Source organism: Flavobacterium sp. JAS, assembly GCF_020991455.1.
Lineage (GTDB): Bacteria > Bacteroidota > Bacteroidia > Flavobacteriales > Flavobacteriaceae > Flavobacterium.
Genome location: NZ_JAJMOX010000018.1, coordinates 1 through 16,403 on the forward strand (window position 1 = coordinate 1; position 16,403 = coordinate 16,403).

Below are 16,403 nucleotides of genomic sequence, written 5' to 3' on the forward strand. Positions count from 1 at the left end.
ATTTACAGAAGTGGAAGAAGTAATGCTTCCGCTATTGGCTGAAGAAGAACAGAAATCATGACCCGTTAGTATCAAGGCTGTTGGAAAATTCCCAACAGTAAGAGTAGCTGAGTCACTATTTACTGGAGTACAACTACCACTTGTTAAAACTGCACGATACAAGTTACCGCTCATTGAGACAGTTACACCATTTAATGTTAATGTTGCATTTGTTTCGGTTGCAAGGTCACCCCAATTTGCACCTCCGTTTGTACTAACCTGCCATTGTATCGTAGGAGCAGGATTGCCTCCAGTATATGAAACTGAAAACGATGCGTTTTCTCCAACACATTTTGTTTGATTAGAAGGTTGAGAAGTTATTGTGGGCGCAACACAACATACTCCCGCCGTTATTCCAGACTTAATTTCAGAATCTGAATTTTGAGGACTGGAGGAGTCCGTCACCGTTAGTCTTATATAATATGGATTGTTATTTCCAGGTGAAAATTGTGGATTTATTTCTGTAGAAAATTGTGTCCAACTAGACCCATCTGTTGAATACTCCCAAACATAAGAATAACTATTATTACCTCCCGTTGTAGTACTTGCAAAGCTTATTGTTCCAAATGCAGTTCCTCCTGGACAACTAGCTTGAGAAGTAAAGTTTGTAACTAACGGAGTAATAATAATAAAATCAGGGTATGTTTTACACTTGGATGTAGTGGCTCCAGAACAATCAACCGTACATGTAGTACCACTAGCACTATTCCAACCCGTGAATGCGTTAGTCAACATAAGAGCGTCGCCGCATGTCCAACTAAAAGGAGTTGGATCGACAGCAATTGTGGTAACATGGGAGTCAACTGGTATATCAAAACAATATGCAAAATTCGTAGTAATGCCACTAGAAGAAGATATGGTTCCAGTCAAATAGATACCGCTTCTAGATGAACTAGTAGTATTAGTTATACTTACGGCGAGATATACATTTACAAGACTACCGGGAGATGAGCAGGATGCTGTAGTCAAAGGAGTTCCAGCTAAATCAGACGCAAGATAAATTTTATTAAGGGTAAAATCTCCAGAAACACAATTAGTTCCCCAACAAGCTCTGGTTAGTGGTGCTGGATCAGCTGTAGTTATTTGACCAGATGCAGTTAGAGATAAAATACTAAAAAACAGTAAATAGAAATTACGATTAAATACTTTTACAAATCCTAAACTATTATATAATAAAAAAAACGTTGCAAAAAAAGCTAAAGCCTTTACCTTTATTTTACCTAATTCTTTGAAAGATTCAAGAATGCCATAATCCTCCAATTTTAAAAATCTTAATCTAAAAACCCTGTTTTTCGGCAAAAAACTATCTCTTATTTTGTTTGATAAAACCCCGAAAAACGTCAGAAGTATATTATTTTCCATAATAATAAAGTTTTAAAACCATAATTATTAAGAAGTAGGAAATTAGCAGACTGAGAAGGAAATCTTAGAGATAAACGCAACACCTTCACAAATAAATTCATGAAGTACTCCATCATCAAAAGGATATTTTATTTTGGGGGAATAAACAAACTTTTATCAACCAAATGAGGGCTTTAAAAAGATAAAAACCTTACTTTAAAATTAATAAATAAGTACATGTAGGAAAAAGCAGCAAGCTTACTGATCTGAGGCACTAAAACTTACTGTAAAACAACACCTTCATCAATAAATTCATGAAGAACGCCATCGTCAAAAGGATATTCTATTGTGGGGAGCAATAACTAAATTATTTTTTTACCAGTCCACTATTTTACAAAATAGCTTTAAATTTAATTATTAATTTTTGTATATCAAAGTTAATCAACTCGCTAGATATTCTTAGAAAAACAATAACAAACCTGATAAAAAACAGATATATCCGATAAAAAACATACTAATTCAGAAATTATTGTTTTTTTTTATTCAACCTTATATATACGATTAAACATGGCCTTACTTTTTACAAATATTCTTAAAAACTATGAACAAAAACCATGTAAACAGATAGAAATGTCGTACAGAAAATATTAAAGTAGCCGTTAAAAATACATTTTCAGGCATTAGGCCACAATCACTCCTCTAATCTTCATTATTTCTTCAACATCCCGGTAACTAAGTGTAAATCTTAATTTGAAATATACCGCCTGAAGAATAATAGATTTTGGATAACAATAACCTTTGATATTCATTATTTTTTGAATTAAAAAAAAAGGCAAAGGTAAAATTTAACTCCAGATGCGATAGAACCAAAAAAATAACCACTTGATCAAGTGGTTATTTTTTTTAAACAATTTAAAAAGGTTATAATTCTAAAATTTCTCCGTCTTTTAAACGACGAATAATGATTTCCTGATCCTTGCCTGAATTATCCAAAGCATTTTCAATATCAGGAAACTGTTTATATAATGGTGGATTAAAAAACTGGGCATAATGCATTGGAATTAATTGTTTTGACCCCAAAATGCGTGTCGCACTTACGGCCTGCACCGGAGTCATTGTTCCGAACATTTCAATTGCCGGAGTGACTTGCGGAACTGCTCCTACTACTCCGTTTACTGGCAAAAATGTAGCATCAAATGGTCCATATTTTTTAGCAACCTGCCACCAATAGCCATGCCAGTTGGTATCACCACCATGAAAAATTGTGTTTTTACCATCGCTGATTACATAAGAAATCTGATCATCACCAATCCAGTCTACAGCAGGAACAGCCGTAATTGTAAAATCACCTATGATAAAAGTTTCATGCAATTTGGCAATTTTTGCTCCAATATTAATTTTTAAAGCTTCAAGATAAACAGGTTCAGGCCCCCAAAGTTCTCCATTGTTTGATAAAAGTTCTTTTAAAAAGGGTTTATCAAAATGATCCTGATGAATGTGTGTAATCAGAGCATGCGCTTTTCCTGTTTTAGGTTCAGGAACAGGAAATATTGGGAATTTTGGTGTTCCTAAAAACGGCTCCATATTAGCAACATTTTGCAAAGGATCAATATACAATGTTGTTGTAGGGCTCTCTATCATTAAGCCGGCCCAGGAAAGTCTTGTAATTTTCATTTGAATAAAATTTAAAAGTTTTTTATCTAATTCAAAGTAAAGGCAAATGTCTCTGACTTTGTGCAATTTTTTTTGTTCCGTAGAAATTATAAACCTGATAGAAGTCTCCCGACTTTTTTCTGTTAGTTCTTATTGTTATCTTAGATTTTTTTACATTCAGGAAAAATATTCTAAGAAAATTAGTTTTAAAGTCAGAGACATTTGCAGCTTTTCATGAGAACACTTCGGAGAACGCGGGCTTTTTATTTAGTCATTTTTCAATTTCGAGTAAATATCTATACTTAAATATTTCCCTTCTTTTATTTCACAATCTCGCATTGTCCCTTCAAATTTGAAGTTAAGTCTTTCTACAGCTTTTTTACAGTTTATATTTTCACTATCAACAAATCCTTCAATTCTATATTTAAGTCGAGTTTGTTAAATCCGTAATCACACATCAAAGGAAACGCCTCTTGCATAAAACCTTGTCTCCAAAATTCGGGTAATAGCCAAAATCCAATTTCGGCTTTTTTATGTTCTTTATTCAAGTTATTAAATCCTCCTGCTCCATAAAAAATACTATTGTCAAGAGAACAAATAGCCCACCAAATTCCCGTCTCATTTTGTTCCAAATTTCTATACCAAATCATTTGCTCTTCAGTAGCTTCTAAAGAGTCGAAACTAATTCCATAATATTTAATTACTTTAGGATTTGAAAGCCCTTTATAAATATTTTGAATGTCGGCTGGTGTTATTTGTCTAAATATAAGTCTTTGCGTTTTTAAGGATGGGAAATAAAGTGATTCCATTTTTAAGTTTCTTGTTTTTGTGCGGCTTGTATTAGCCTAACAGCTAACGTTCTGACTAAATTAAGACTATTATGACAATTTGCAAAATCATAATAAATATAAAATAACCATTCCACTTAGTAAATTCAGTATTTTGATATATAAGAATCTTATTTCAATAACATTCTTTCCGTAATTGTTCTATTTGAGGAAGTTTCAATTCCGGTAACTTCGGCATACTTTACATTTGGCAACCAAAAAGAACCTCCTTCAATGCGCACAAATATTTTTTCTACTTGTATTCTTTTCTGATTTACACTTACAAAAACATGATATTTTTGATCTGAATCTATCTTTTTCAAGGTTAAGGGTAGCTTTTTATACGATACAAATTGAAGCTCAAACTCCTCATTATTTAGGGTTTTACTTTCTATTCCGTATGCGAATTTGCGTTGCATATAATTCAAATCTTTTTTTTCTCCTTTCTCTGCATATCGAATCCAATAGGCTTTTATAGGATTGCTTTTGTCTATTTTTCCATTTTCCTGGTAGTTTATGGCATAAATAGCCGTGTTTATATTTGGGTCGCGCTGAATGTAAAATAGCATATTATCTATATTCTTAGGCGTTGGGAAATTTAATGGTGACGGATTTTTGGATTGTGCCAATAGATTCCCAGAAATTATATTTACTAAGATCGTTATAACGATTAGTGATTTTTTAAAATATTTAAATGATAATTTATTCATAAGCGAAATTCTTATATAACTCGTTGGTTTAGATTATTTTAACACATAGAGACATAGATTTAGAACGCTTAAAAAAGGCGTTTCACTTGTTTAAAACAAACATAGCTATGTGTAAAGAAACTAGTTTCTTTTTTTTATATTCTTTTTACGCATCTAAAACCTATGTCTCTATGTGTTAAATTACTTTTTTTTTGAATTACACTCAATGGATTAATTTGATTCGGTTACATTGTGTTTATCGTTTGCTCTAAAAACCCAATATTTAATTAGTGGATAATTAAATCCATAAGAAACAAAACTATCCGTGATTAATCTTCCGATTCTATAATCAATTTGAAATACTTTCTGCAAAATAAGTGTACCAAATGATTTTAAGGAAATGCTTCCCAATACAACTAACGCAAATTTGAAAAGCTGACGATTGATGTGGTTGCTATAACCACATTGATTTTTAAATACCCAAAATCTATTGATGCTAAAATTGATAATTGCGCCAACAGTTCCGGAGATTAGAATAGAAAAGGTAAAATGCAATTTGAATACTTCTGTTAATAAAACCATTAAGCCATAATCGGTAATTCCACCTACAAATGCCGCAACTTGTGCCCGTAGAAAAGTAAAAATGGATTTTTTACTGAACATATCAGTCTTGGTTTTTATCTTTTAAATCGCCCAACTTTAAAAGTTTTAAGCTATCTATAGTATTAATTATAAATAAAATAACAGTGATTAAGCCAGCCAAATATGTAATTGATCCCTGAACTAAAACCTCTATGATTAAAATTAATGCAATAATAAATCTAAGTTCTGTTGGGCCAACAAAGCCAGAATCTATACTGTATTCATTTGTAATTTTGTAGCGTAACTGGCTGATGATTATAGACCAGCCATACAATGCGACAAAAGCAAAGGCTACTATTTGTGTGCCATTTTTAGCATAAATGTAGTAGCCTAAGCCTATAAGTACAATACCTATCCAATCGGCAATAATATCGAGTGCAAAACCATACCAACGGCGTGGAATATTTCTATAATAAGCCAATCTTCCGTCTAAGGAATCGCCTAACCAATTTATAGACAAACCGATAATACCCAAAAGCAAATACCAGTTTACTAAATAATTACCTAAAACAAAAGCTAAAAAAACAAATCCCGAACCAAGTATCCCCATTAAGGTGAGTAAGTTTGGCGAAATAAATTTAGGTACTTTTGGAAGCAAAAATACAATCGTTGACTGTTCTGCTCTTTTTAAAATATTAGTACGTTTACGGTCAGAAAATGTTCGTTGTACAATTGCACTATGATCTTCAACCTGTGTTTCTTTTCCCATTAATAGCGCAATATTTGTAAACCTGATAGTACAGCCAGTTCTACTTTTATAATTTTAAATTTTATTTTTCTTTGCGTATTTTTAAAAAAATCGGTGGTTCTTTTTAGCTTACCTGATCTAACCAGATAACTAAATGCGAGGACAATCAGCATATTATTTAACAATACCTGCAAAACGTTGATAGAAAACAGTTGGACTATTCTCATTTTTAGGAGCATATTTTCCTGCTATAATTGGAATATAAATAACTCTCCTTCTACTCTCTTCACCACGGATAGATGATTCTGCAACTCTGTGCCACAAACGGCCATCATGAATAGTTAAATCTCCAGCTTCCGGATTAATGGAAACCTCTTGTGGATCGGCTTTATTATCTAAAAAGTATTTTTTACGAAAAAGCATTTGATAAACACTTTGCTTGTGAGTACCCGGAATGATTTTAAGACCGCCGTTTTCGGGTTGTAAAGTGCTTAAGTGGATACCCACATTTAGCATCGGGTTTAATTTTGCACCATAAAAAATATCTCTCAAACCATCTGTATGCCAGCCCATTTTAGTAAACTTACTTTCTGGCCCATTGATATAATGATTGAAAACCATTCCGTCTTTTTCTTCAGTACCTAATCTTGCACCCTCGCCTGCCAATGGTAGTAATCCATTAAATCTTGGATCAAGTAAAAGACCGCTTAAAGTTTGATGATGTTGATTGATAAAAGCAAAACGTTGTACAATAGGAGAACCATCTAAATCTTTTCCATATTTAATTGGAACACCATTTACTTTTTGAAGATCATTGTCAATCCATTTTTGCTGCACTTGTTTTGACGCATCAATAATCGATGAAACAGCTTCCGGATTTATAAATTTTTTGAAATGGATGAAACCATGTTCGTTAAAAAACGCAATTTGCTCATTAGTTAATTGCTCAGTAAGGGTAAAGGTTTTATAAGAAGATACCATGATAATATAGATTTAAAAAATGAAAGAATAATAGTTTGAATTTTATCTAAAAGACAGCAACAACAGCAATATAATAGCATGTTTGAGTGCATTCGACCTTTAGGAAAATTAAACATATTTTTTCTTTTATTTGACATACCCTATAGAATTAGTAGAATTTAATACAAACATAATATAATTTTTCTTTTGCAAAGAATATTTTTTTTATTTTTTTTTCGAAAAAATTAAATTTTATAAATTCCAGCTGCAGTTTTTTCGATAAATGCCTTTGGTAGTATACGATTGGCATAAACCGAAATGATATTTGTAAAACCCGGAATAACTTCTGATTTTTTGTTGAACATGGCTTTTACTGCAATTTTTGCAACTTCATCAGGCTGCATATTAAACTTTTCAGCCATTTTGCTAAAAGCGCTTAAACCAGCTCTTGCAGCAAAACCAGTATCAACCGGGCCCGGACTAAAACAGGTAACTGAAATTGAAGTTTGGGCAAGTTCGAAACGCAAGGCACGGGTAAACGATAAAACAAAAGCCTTTGTAGCTGAATAAACAGCTAGCGTAGGTACAGCCTGGTATGCAGCAGTACTCGATATATTTAAAATGTAGGCTTGTTTTTCTTGTGAAAGTATGGGTATTAATAAATGCGAAAGTTCTACAACTACATTCATGTTAAGTTGCATCATGCCCAGCTGATCGGTTAGGGAAGACTGGCTGAAATCGCCCCACACCCCATAACCAGCATTGTTAACTAAAATGCCAACCGGATAGTTATTCCTTTTTATCCAATCGGTTACTTTTAGCGATGCATCATTTGTCGAAAGATCAATTGATAAAATAAAAGCGTTGATGCCGTATTTAACTTGAAGATCATCAGATAGTGTTTTTAATTCCTCGTTACTTCTTGCAACAAGCAATAATGGATAACCTTGTTTAGCCAATTCATAAGCAATAGCTTTTCCAATGCCTTTGCTGGCGCCAGTTATTAAGGCATACGGTTTAGTTTTTTCGCTCATTTTATTAATTTAATCATCAAATATAAAGATTAATTGTAAACCGTTGGGTGTGCAACGTACATAATGGTTATCCTCTTCCACCCTATCCTCAGGGATTTATTGCATTCTGCATCCTTTAAGCAGGCAGGTTGTTGCCTAAGCTAATTATCCAACCCTAATTACTTATTTTATAATACCCTATCAATTCCCAACAGTACATCCAAAGCAAAGTACTAAAGACATCTAAAGACAGGCACTACTTGTAGTAAGCCAATCTCATTAAATCTTCCATAAAAATGGATAGAGAATTGTCTCTTGAGTACTCGTTTATTAGGTTTACTAACAACCAATATTTACACAACAAACCTTACAGAATAGAACAATACCAATCTAATTTTAAATGATTCAAACCATTTTATGGCTATTATAAACCAGTTATAAGCAATATAGTGTAACTTTAATATAAAATACTGATATTATGGAAACTAACAACACACAATTCGATCCTGTCAAGTATAAAACCACAACCCGGGAACAATGGCAAGAAGCCGCCAATGCATGGTACAGATGGAGTAATACGCTTCATCAGTGGCTTGGGCCTTCAACTGACAGAATGCTCGAGCTTGCTGATATTTCTAAAGGAAACCACGTTCTAGATATCGCTGCCGGAGCTGGGGAACAATCCATTGCAACTGCAAAGAAAGTTGGAATATCTGGTTATGTTTTGGCTACCGACATTTCTCCAAATATTCTCGAGTATGCAAAAAAAATGGTCAGTGAAAATGGCTTAAATAATGTTGAAACAAGGGTAATGGATGGTGAAAATCTGGAACTGGATGATGCATCATTTGATGCTGTAATTTCAAGGGTTGGTTTGATCTATTTTCCCAATCAGCAAAAAGCATTGAAAGAAATTTTAAGGGTACTAAAACCCGGTGGAAAAGTAGCAGTAATAGTTTATTCAACCCCAGAAAAAAATAAATTTTTCTCTATCCCTGTTTCCATTATTCGAAACCGCGCTAAATTGCCTCCACCACTATTAGGTCAACCTGGCCCTTTTAGTTTAGGTTCTGAAGGTGTTATAGAGAAAGCATTTAGTGATGCCGGATTTATTAATGTAAGATCTGAGCTTGTTGATTCACCATTACATTTATCTTCTGCCGCTGAATGTGTACAGTTTGAAAAAGAATCTTTTGGCGCCTTGCATCAAATGTTAAGCAGTTTATCAGATACGGAGAAAGAATCTGTATGGCTTGAGATCGAGAATGAACTTAAAAGTTTTGAATCCGATAACCGTTTTATTGGCCCTTGTGAAATGATTGTGGCAATGGGAGAAAAAAAAATGAATTATTAATTCTTAGTAGTCTTTTATAAATTCAAGAACTTAAAAAATAAAATCATGCGAAACATCTTCTTTTTATTTTGTTCAATTTTAATTTGCTGTTCATGCAATCGGGATGCAAAAAACAAAACCACTAAAGCCAGTAGAATAACCACTAATTACAACTGCAGCATGCCCGAAGTTTCAGACAAAAGTTGGTACTCATCAGGTAAAAAAGCACCTTTGTTTAGAGGGCTAGATGGATTTAATTTTCTAATATCTACAAAAAATACAGAAGTCCAAAAATATTTCAATCAAGGATTAATGCTTTCCTTTGGGTTTAATCATGCCGAAGCAGCGCGTTCTTTTTTTGAGATTACACGTCAGGAACCTCAGTGCGCGATGGGATGGTGGGGTTATGCCTATGTTCTTGGCCCAAATTACAATGCCGGCATGGAAAAAGATAATTTTACACGGGCTTTCGACGCTGTAAAAAAAGCAAAAGTATATTCGGCATCTTGTACTGAAAAAGAAAAAGATTTGATTGATGCTTTAACACATCGCTATTCTAAAGACACGACAATTGTACGATCCGTACTTGATTCATCTTATGCTGCCGCCATGCGAAAAGTACATAAAAAATACCCTAAAGATGTTATGATAGGTGCTCTTTTTGCAGAATCCTTAATGGATCAACATCCCTGGGATTTATGGAATAAAGACGGAAAACCGCGGCCTTGGACACCAGAAATAATAACAGTTCTCAAAGAATGCATGATAATAGAACCAAAACATGCTGGCGCAAACCATCTTTATATACATGCTGAAGAAATGTCTCAACACCCTGAAAATGCAGAAATCAGTGCCGATTTACTTTGTAATTTAGTTCCAGGTTCTGGACATTTGGTACATATGCCATCGCATATTTATATAAGAACCGGACGTTACCATGATGGTGTCACTGCTAATCAAAAAGCAGTTGAAATTGACAGCCTGTACATTGATGCATGCCATGCTCAGGGAGCATATCCCCTTGCCTATTATCCACATAACTATCATTTTCTTTCGGCTTGTGCCACACTAAGCGGAGAAAGTAAACTTGCCATAAAAGGAGCATTTGCGACGGCTAATCATGCCCATAAAAAACTACTTCGCGACCCTGCATGGTCCACTTTACAACATTATTACGCTATACCTTGGTATGTTCAGGTAAAACTTGGTTTATGGCAAGAGATCCTAAATGCTCCTCCGCCTGAAAAAGAGTTAAAATACCCATCAGTAATTTGGCATTATGCACAAGGAATGGCAATGTTATCTAAAAGTCAAACAGTCGAAGCAAAAAAACACCTTGCCTCTATGAGAGAAATAATGACCGATCCTAAAATAAAAGATTTGACAATTTGGGGTATCAACAGCGTATATGATTTATGTGAAATTGCCTCGAAAACTTTGGAAGGAGAAATTTATGCCAAAGAAAAAAAATATAATCAGGCAATTCTACTTTTGAAAGAAGCTGTAGCAAAAGAAGATGCCCTAAATTATAATGAGCCGCCAGATTGGTTTTTTTCTGTACGTCATCATTTAGGTGCTGTTTTGATTAGTGCAGGAAAATATAAAGATGCTGTAAAAATATATGAGGATGATTTAAAAAACTTCCCCAATAACGGCTGGGCATTGAAAGGACTCATTAATGCTTTCGAAAAGTTAGATGACAAGAAAAAATCTAAAGAAGTAACAATTCGCTTTAATAATGCCTGGAAATATGCTGATATTAAAATTACTTCTTCAAGAATATTGTAAAAATAAATTCCGATAAAAAGAGATGAGTATTACAAAAATAATCTGTCAAAAACTGTCAAAGTGAGCTAGTTAATTTTAAATTACTCACAGTAAGTGAATTCTAAAAACTAGTTAGCTATAATTATTTTTTAAAGGTGCAATTTAAATCATGTAAATAAATTATCTAATTATATTTAGTGTTTGTCTTTCATTGGCTTTATGAATTTGGTTTGGATGTGCTGTTGGGGGATTGATAGAAAAATTTATTTAGTTTTAAATGATTTTGCGATAAAATACGCCAATCTCTTCAAATCTTCCATAAAATTTCTAGAAATTTGCCCCGTTGAGGTCACAAAACTAAAATCCCATTTCATTACGAAATGGGATTTTTTTATGTTTTTTCTATGCCAATTTAATTAGTTTCAGCCTGTAAATACTAACAATTTAGAAACCTTATTGAGTTTTCTTACTTCTATCTTAATAAAAGTTTACTTAATGAAATTTGAAGAAAGCCATACTATCTCTTTATTTGGATTAAAGCAATAAAAGCTAAAATGGATTCACACCGCCTAAGGCGTGAGCGCCATTCCAGAATATCCAATTGATTTTATTCTTTTAAAATCTCCTCGTAACTGCCACTTGGTGATGGGCAGCTTAAGGTTCAATCTTTCAGATGCGGATAATCTGTGTATCCGTGCTCACTTCCACCGTACATTGTCGCGTGATCAAGTTGATTAAACTCTGCATTTAATTCAAATCTTCTTGGCAGATCAGGATTGGCAAGAAAAAGTGAACCATACGCAATTATTTTAGCAATTCCTTTTTCAAGTTCTGCCTCCCCGGTTTCCTTATTGAACCCTGCATTTGCAATTACCAGATGTTTGCTTATACTTCCAAAAGTTTCCACTGCGTTTTTAGGATAGTTTGGATGATTATCCAGCGGCAGCATCCCATTCATAACATGAATATATGACAGTGGTAATGCATTCAAGGCTTCTATTAATGGTTTGAATTGTGCCTCAGGATCACTGTTCTCAATATTATTGTAATAAACAGTTGGCGATAGCTTTATACCAACTTTATCGCTTCCGATAGCAGCAACTAATTCATGCATTACTTCCAGCACAAAACGGTTCCTGTTCTCTACACTCCCACCATAATCATCAGTTCTAAGGTTTGCACTTTCAGATAAAAATTGGTTAGGCAGATATCCAAATGCGGCATGCAGTTCGATACCATCAAAACCCGCTTCGATTGCATTTTTGGCGGCCTGACCGTAATCTTTTACAATCTGTTTGATCTCTAATATAGTCAGCTCCTGAGGAGTTTCATAATCTTTCATTCCCTGAGAAGTGAAATGCTGCTGCCCTTTTATTCCAATCGCCGATGGTGCTACAGGAAGTTTTCCGTCTCTATCCACTGAATGTCCGACACGACCGGTATGCCAAAGCTGCGCATAGATTACTCCTCCGTTATCATGAACTGACTTGGTTACTTTCTTCCATGCATCGATTTGCTCTTGATTATAGAGGCTTGGTGTCAGTGGACTGCCCAAAGCCTGCTCCGAAATATTTATAGCCTCGGTCAGCAACAATCCGGCGCTCGCACGCTGTGTGTAATACAATACAGTCAGGTCTGATACTACACCTGCGCTGTTAGCTCTGCTGCGGGTCATAGGCGCCATCGCCATTGCATTTTTTAATGTTTGTTTTCCTAATGTTACCTTTTCTAGTAATTTCATAGTGTATTATTTTTTAATATTAGATGTACAGTGTACTTTATCATGTTGAAAATATCTTTCTTTAGATCAATCCTTTGTCACGGCAGTATTCTCTTACGCTTTGCTCAGGAGTTGGCAGCTCGCCGAAAAGTTCTTTTTGCCTTTGCGGATTTGTGCTTATGTAAATACCTTTATCGATCCACTTTATCATTTCAACCATGTCTTTAATGTTGTCATTAAAACGTGCCACTAACGGAAGAATAAATTTCAGTACGAATGCAGGGATAACCGGCTCAGTTTTAATTTCTTTTTTAAGAACACTTGAAAAGGCTGCTGCCAGTATCTGCTCGTTTACTGGTCTGTCCCAACCAACATCTATGAAAGTGTTCAATTCTGAATTGGATAAAACAACTGCAGCCAAAGCTGTATATCTGGCTAATTGTGGTGTGTAAATAATTCCATAGCTTCCGCTTAGGAAAGTTGGCAGTATTCCTTTTTTGATTTTATTGATTATAAAATCAGGCGTCTGATCAAGAAATGCACCTGGCCTGAGCGCTATAAAAGGCTGATTTTTCTTTTTAAGATATTGCTCGATCAGGTATTTATTGTGAAAGTGAGGTACCGATCTCGCCTTATCAGATTCAAGAATAGAGATTAGCACGAAACGGGGAATGCCTGCTTCCTTGGTCGCATCAACCAAATTTTGATAACCGATTGTATCTGTTGCTGCACTGTCACTTTTTTTACGACGTGTATAACCTGCTGCGCTGGCAACTATTACATCAAAACCATGCTTAGGAGAAAGAGCCTGCCTTAAAGAGGCCGCATCCATCATATCTCCCACTACAAAATTTTTAACTCCCATTTTGGTAAGTTCACTTCTATTGCTACTGGCTCTAACCATAGCAGTAACTTCTGCTCCCTGCACAAGCAACTCTTTCACAATCTGACTGCCCAGAAATCCTGTTGCCCCGGCAACGATTACTTTTTTAGTATTCATTTTTATATGTTTAAATTATTAATACTGTTATTCAACCAAAAGAACAACCTTACCATTCACACCTCCGGCCGCCAAAAAATTCTGTGCTGTTGCTGCATGCTCCAGTTTAAATGTTTTCGAAACAATCGGAACAAATTTACCAGCCTCTATAAGGTCAATCCCCTGCTTTAAATTTTCCGGCGATATATCCGAAGCTACAAAATAGGCCATCACATTGTACTGTCCCGCCAGATCCTGTGATGGCTGTGTGGCGATACTGAGGAGCTTTCCCCCTGGCTTTAAAACCTGAAAAAGCTTTACCTGAGCGTCACCCCCGGCTGTATCTGCTACCAAGTCAATATCTTTAGCTATAGTAGCTATATCATTTAATTTATAATCGATCACTTCGTCAGCACCTAGTTTTTTTGCCAAAGCCACACCTTCACCTGACGCTGTAGCAATAACATATGCACCAGCAGCTTTTGCCATCTGTACCATGGCACCGCCAACAGCGCCGCCACCACCCTGGATTAAAACTTTTTGACCTTTTTCTAATTTTCCTTCTGAAAACAGGACAGATTGTGCTGTGCCTATGTTGACACCTATTGAAGCTGCTTCTTCAAAGGACAAATCCTCAGGTTTAAGCAAAACGAAATTCTCGTTCGCAGTCACATATTGCGCATATGAATTTTTCTTTGTAAAGGCGATCACCTCATCACCTAACTTAAATTTTGTAACGCCCGCGCCAACTGCAGCAATTATTCCTGAAGCTTCACCGCCAGGTACAAAGGGCATCTCAACGGGACGGATCTGCTTCATAAATCCCATGCGTATTTTCATATCTATTGGATTTATACCTACTGCCTTAACCTTGATTAAAACGTCATTTTCACTTTGTATCAAAGGAATTGGAACTTCAACCTGTTCGATAACATCTGAACTTCCATAAGTTCTGTATTGGATTGCTTTCATTATTTTAATTATAAATTGAATAAATAGTGTAGTCTTCTTTTTTAAAGAATACAATGTGCTGCTGTCAAAATGATTGAGGAAAATATTTTTTCGAAATAGTCAACAAAGCCGCTTTCTGGTTATGAGTGCCATCACCAGATACTTTATTAATTTTCAGAAGCCTTAGGTAATGTGGATAAATATCTTTCTCATTTTGTCATGCTTAATTACATGGACAAATTTAAAAGCTATTCAATAGGTAAAATAACCATAAAAGACACAAAAATAGTCCTATCCGACAGTTATAAATTTATAGAAAAGAATTTTCATGAAGTGTATGAGAATTTTTTAGGCGTGATACCATACTGCTTCTCGAACAGTCTGCTGAAGTGGCTAAGGTTAGAAAATCCTAGTTCGTAGCCAACCTCTGAAACGGAATGTTTTGCCTGTTTTAGTAAAAAAGCAGCTTCTTCCATTCTTGCCTTTTGGTAATAATTATAGATTGTATCTCCAAAGGTCTGCTTAAAGAGCTGTTTAAGTTTTGTCTCGCTCATTGAAGCAATAGTAGCTAATTGATTCAAAACAGGTGGTGTGCTGAGGTCTTTCAATATTTCGTTGCGAACATTCAGTAGCTTCTCTGCATCGTTACTATTTATACTTTTAAAAGTTGTATTCTCCCTAAGTGACAGCTTACTGAAAAGCAGATACATTAATTCCTGTACCTTAATTTGGACATAGAAATTATTCATAGAGTTATTCATATCAACAGATACAATATTTTTCAAAAGCAATTGCATTTCAGTATCCAGGTTTTCGAAAAAAAGAAATGAGGCATTTTCCGCTGTGATAGTTTTTATCGTGCTATTGGGGTTTTCAATAGATAGAATGGCACGCAGTCTATCAGCAGCAATCGCGACTACGACATATTGAATACTAATGTTGGCCGGAAAATGTATTTCTGTCCTCAAGTCATTTGTAGATAACAGTATGGAAGCATCATTCTTTTGAGAAAATGGTATATTCTCTTCATCCTCATATTTTACTTCAAGATCCTGTATGGTATTATAAAAGAAAAAAGTGCGCACACTGCTTGTCTCTGGAGAGGGATTCCGCTTGATAATTAAATCTTCCTTTAATGTATAACGATGTATCGTTAATTTAAAATCGCTTCCAAATCCAACTTTACGCACATAGCCTTCTCCCAATGAATTTGGGATTTCCATGAAATTATCTCTTACAGTACCATTAATATGTTTTGCAAAAAATGTAATAAAATCAAAACCGAAAGCTGTTGTAAATTCGAAGATCATTTCAGTAAAATATATTTAATTACTAAATTACTGCAAAACTGCAATAAAAAGATTTCACAGATCTGTTTTTTATACAATAACTTGAAAAAATATCTATACTAATGCGACTGGAGCTGCCTCCCATATTGCCGCAAAAGGTTAAGGCGGTTTTTAAAGATATTTCACCTTCTAACTTTTGTGACGGAATCGTGGCACAGGTATTTTGAACAATTAAAAATTTAGTAAATTATTGACAATGAGGTCTAGGTTCCTATTATATAAGCTATCATATCAAAAAAAATTAGATACAAATTTTACACCAATCCTCAACAGGACATCCAAACCAAATTTACAAAGTCAATGAAAGACAGATACTAAATATAATACGCCAATCTCTTCAAATTTTCCATAAAATGATGCGAAATTTGTCCCGTCGAGGTCACTCTACGGGACAAAAGATAAAAATTATCTTTTGTCCCGTTTTTTTTATGCTTTATTTTAACTCAATATTA

Annotated in this window: 14 protein-coding genes; 2 read left to right on the forward strand and 12 right to left on the reverse strand. The window is 34.7% G+C overall.

The features are described from left to right. The 8 genes from LPB88_RS22055 to LPB88_RS22090 all read right to left on the reverse strand — a co-directional run. A partial coding sequence (locus tag LPB88_RS22055) for an immunoglobulin domain-containing protein (RefSeq protein WP_230717824.1) occupies positions 1–1,401 on the reverse strand: 1,401 nt, incomplete at its 3' end. A 900-nt stretch (positions 1,402–2,301) separates the two neighbouring features. Then, a complete protein-coding gene (locus LPB88_RS22060; RefSeq protein WP_230717825.1) occupies positions 2,302–3,054 on the reverse strand; it encodes an MBL fold metallo-hydrolase in 753 nt (250 codons plus the stop codon). A 365-nt stretch (positions 3,055–3,419) separates the two neighbouring features. Further along, positions 3,420–3,842: a GNAT family N-acetyltransferase gene (locus tag LPB88_RS22065; RefSeq protein ID WP_370635900.1), complete on the reverse strand. Its 423-nt coding sequence runs from the start codon at positions 3,840–3,842 to the stop codon at positions 3,420–3,422. Positions 3,843–3,991: 149 nt separating this feature from the next. After that, positions 3,992–4,570, reverse strand: a complete 579-nt coding sequence (locus tag LPB88_RS22070) for a DUF4833 domain-containing protein (protein WP_230717826.1) — start codon at positions 4,568–4,570, stop codon at positions 3,992–3,994. 210 nt (positions 4,571–4,780) lie between these two features. Then, on the reverse strand, positions 4,781–5,212 hold the full coding sequence (locus LPB88_RS22075) for a GtrA family protein (RefSeq protein WP_230717827.1): 432 nt from the start codon (positions 5,210–5,212) through the stop codon (positions 4,781–4,783). 1 nt (position 5,213) lies between these two features. Then, entirely contained in the window at positions 5,214–5,900 is a 687-nt protein-coding gene (locus tag LPB88_RS22080) for a CDP-alcohol phosphatidyltransferase family protein (protein ID WP_230717828.1), read from the reverse strand. Between the two features lie 153 nt (positions 5,901–6,053). Continuing rightward, the gene (locus tag LPB88_RS22085; protein ID WP_230717829.1) at positions 6,054–6,860 is read right to left on the reverse strand and encodes a phytanoyl-CoA dioxygenase family protein; all 807 of its coding nucleotides are present in this window, start codon (positions 6,858–6,860) and stop codon (positions 6,054–6,056) included. A gap of 224 nt (positions 6,861–7,084) precedes the next feature. Continuing rightward, a complete protein-coding gene (locus tag LPB88_RS22090) occupies positions 7,085–7,873 on the reverse strand; it encodes an SDR family oxidoreductase (RefSeq protein ID WP_230717830.1) in 789 nt (262 codons plus the stop codon). Between the two features lie 457 nt (positions 7,874–8,330). On the opposite strand from LPB88_RS22090, the gene LPB88_RS22095 reads away from it, so the two are divergent. Both LPB88_RS22095 and LPB88_RS22100 read left to right on the forward strand, forming a co-directional pair. Beyond that, on the forward strand, positions 8,331–9,206 hold the full coding sequence (locus LPB88_RS22095) for a class I SAM-dependent methyltransferase (RefSeq protein WP_230717831.1): 876 nt from the start codon (positions 8,331–8,333) through the stop codon (positions 9,204–9,206). A 159-nt stretch (positions 9,207–9,365) separates the two neighbouring features. Next, the gene (locus LPB88_RS22100) at positions 9,366–10,973 is read left to right on the forward strand and encodes a M48 family metallopeptidase (RefSeq protein ID WP_230717832.1); all 1,608 of its coding nucleotides are present in this window, start codon (positions 9,366–9,368) and stop codon (positions 10,971–10,973) included. A gap of 640 nt (positions 10,974–11,613) precedes the next feature. Here the strand turns inward: LPB88_RS22100 and LPB88_RS22105 are convergent. The 4 genes from LPB88_RS22105 to LPB88_RS22120 form a co-directional block, all read right to left on the reverse strand. Then, positions 11,614–12,693 (reverse strand): alkene reductase, encoded by a 1,080-nt coding sequence (locus LPB88_RS22105; RefSeq protein ID WP_230717833.1) that lies wholly within the window; start codon positions 12,691–12,693, stop codon positions 11,614–11,616. Between the two features lie 61 nt (positions 12,694–12,754). Continuing rightward, positions 12,755–13,672 (reverse strand): NAD(P)H-binding protein, encoded by a 918-nt coding sequence (locus tag LPB88_RS22110; RefSeq protein ID WP_230717834.1) that lies wholly within the window; start codon positions 13,670–13,672, stop codon positions 12,755–12,757. A gap of 27 nt (positions 13,673–13,699) precedes the next feature. Further along, a complete protein-coding gene (locus tag LPB88_RS22115; RefSeq protein ID WP_230717835.1) occupies positions 13,700–14,623 on the reverse strand; it encodes an NADP-dependent oxidoreductase in 924 nt (307 codons plus the stop codon). A gap of 305 nt (positions 14,624–14,928) precedes the next feature. Next, positions 14,929–15,912, reverse strand: coding sequence for an AraC family transcriptional regulator (locus LPB88_RS22120; protein ID WP_230717836.1), 984 nt, complete (start codon positions 15,910–15,912; stop codon positions 14,929–14,931). Positions 15,913–16,403: the final 491 nt, after the last annotated feature.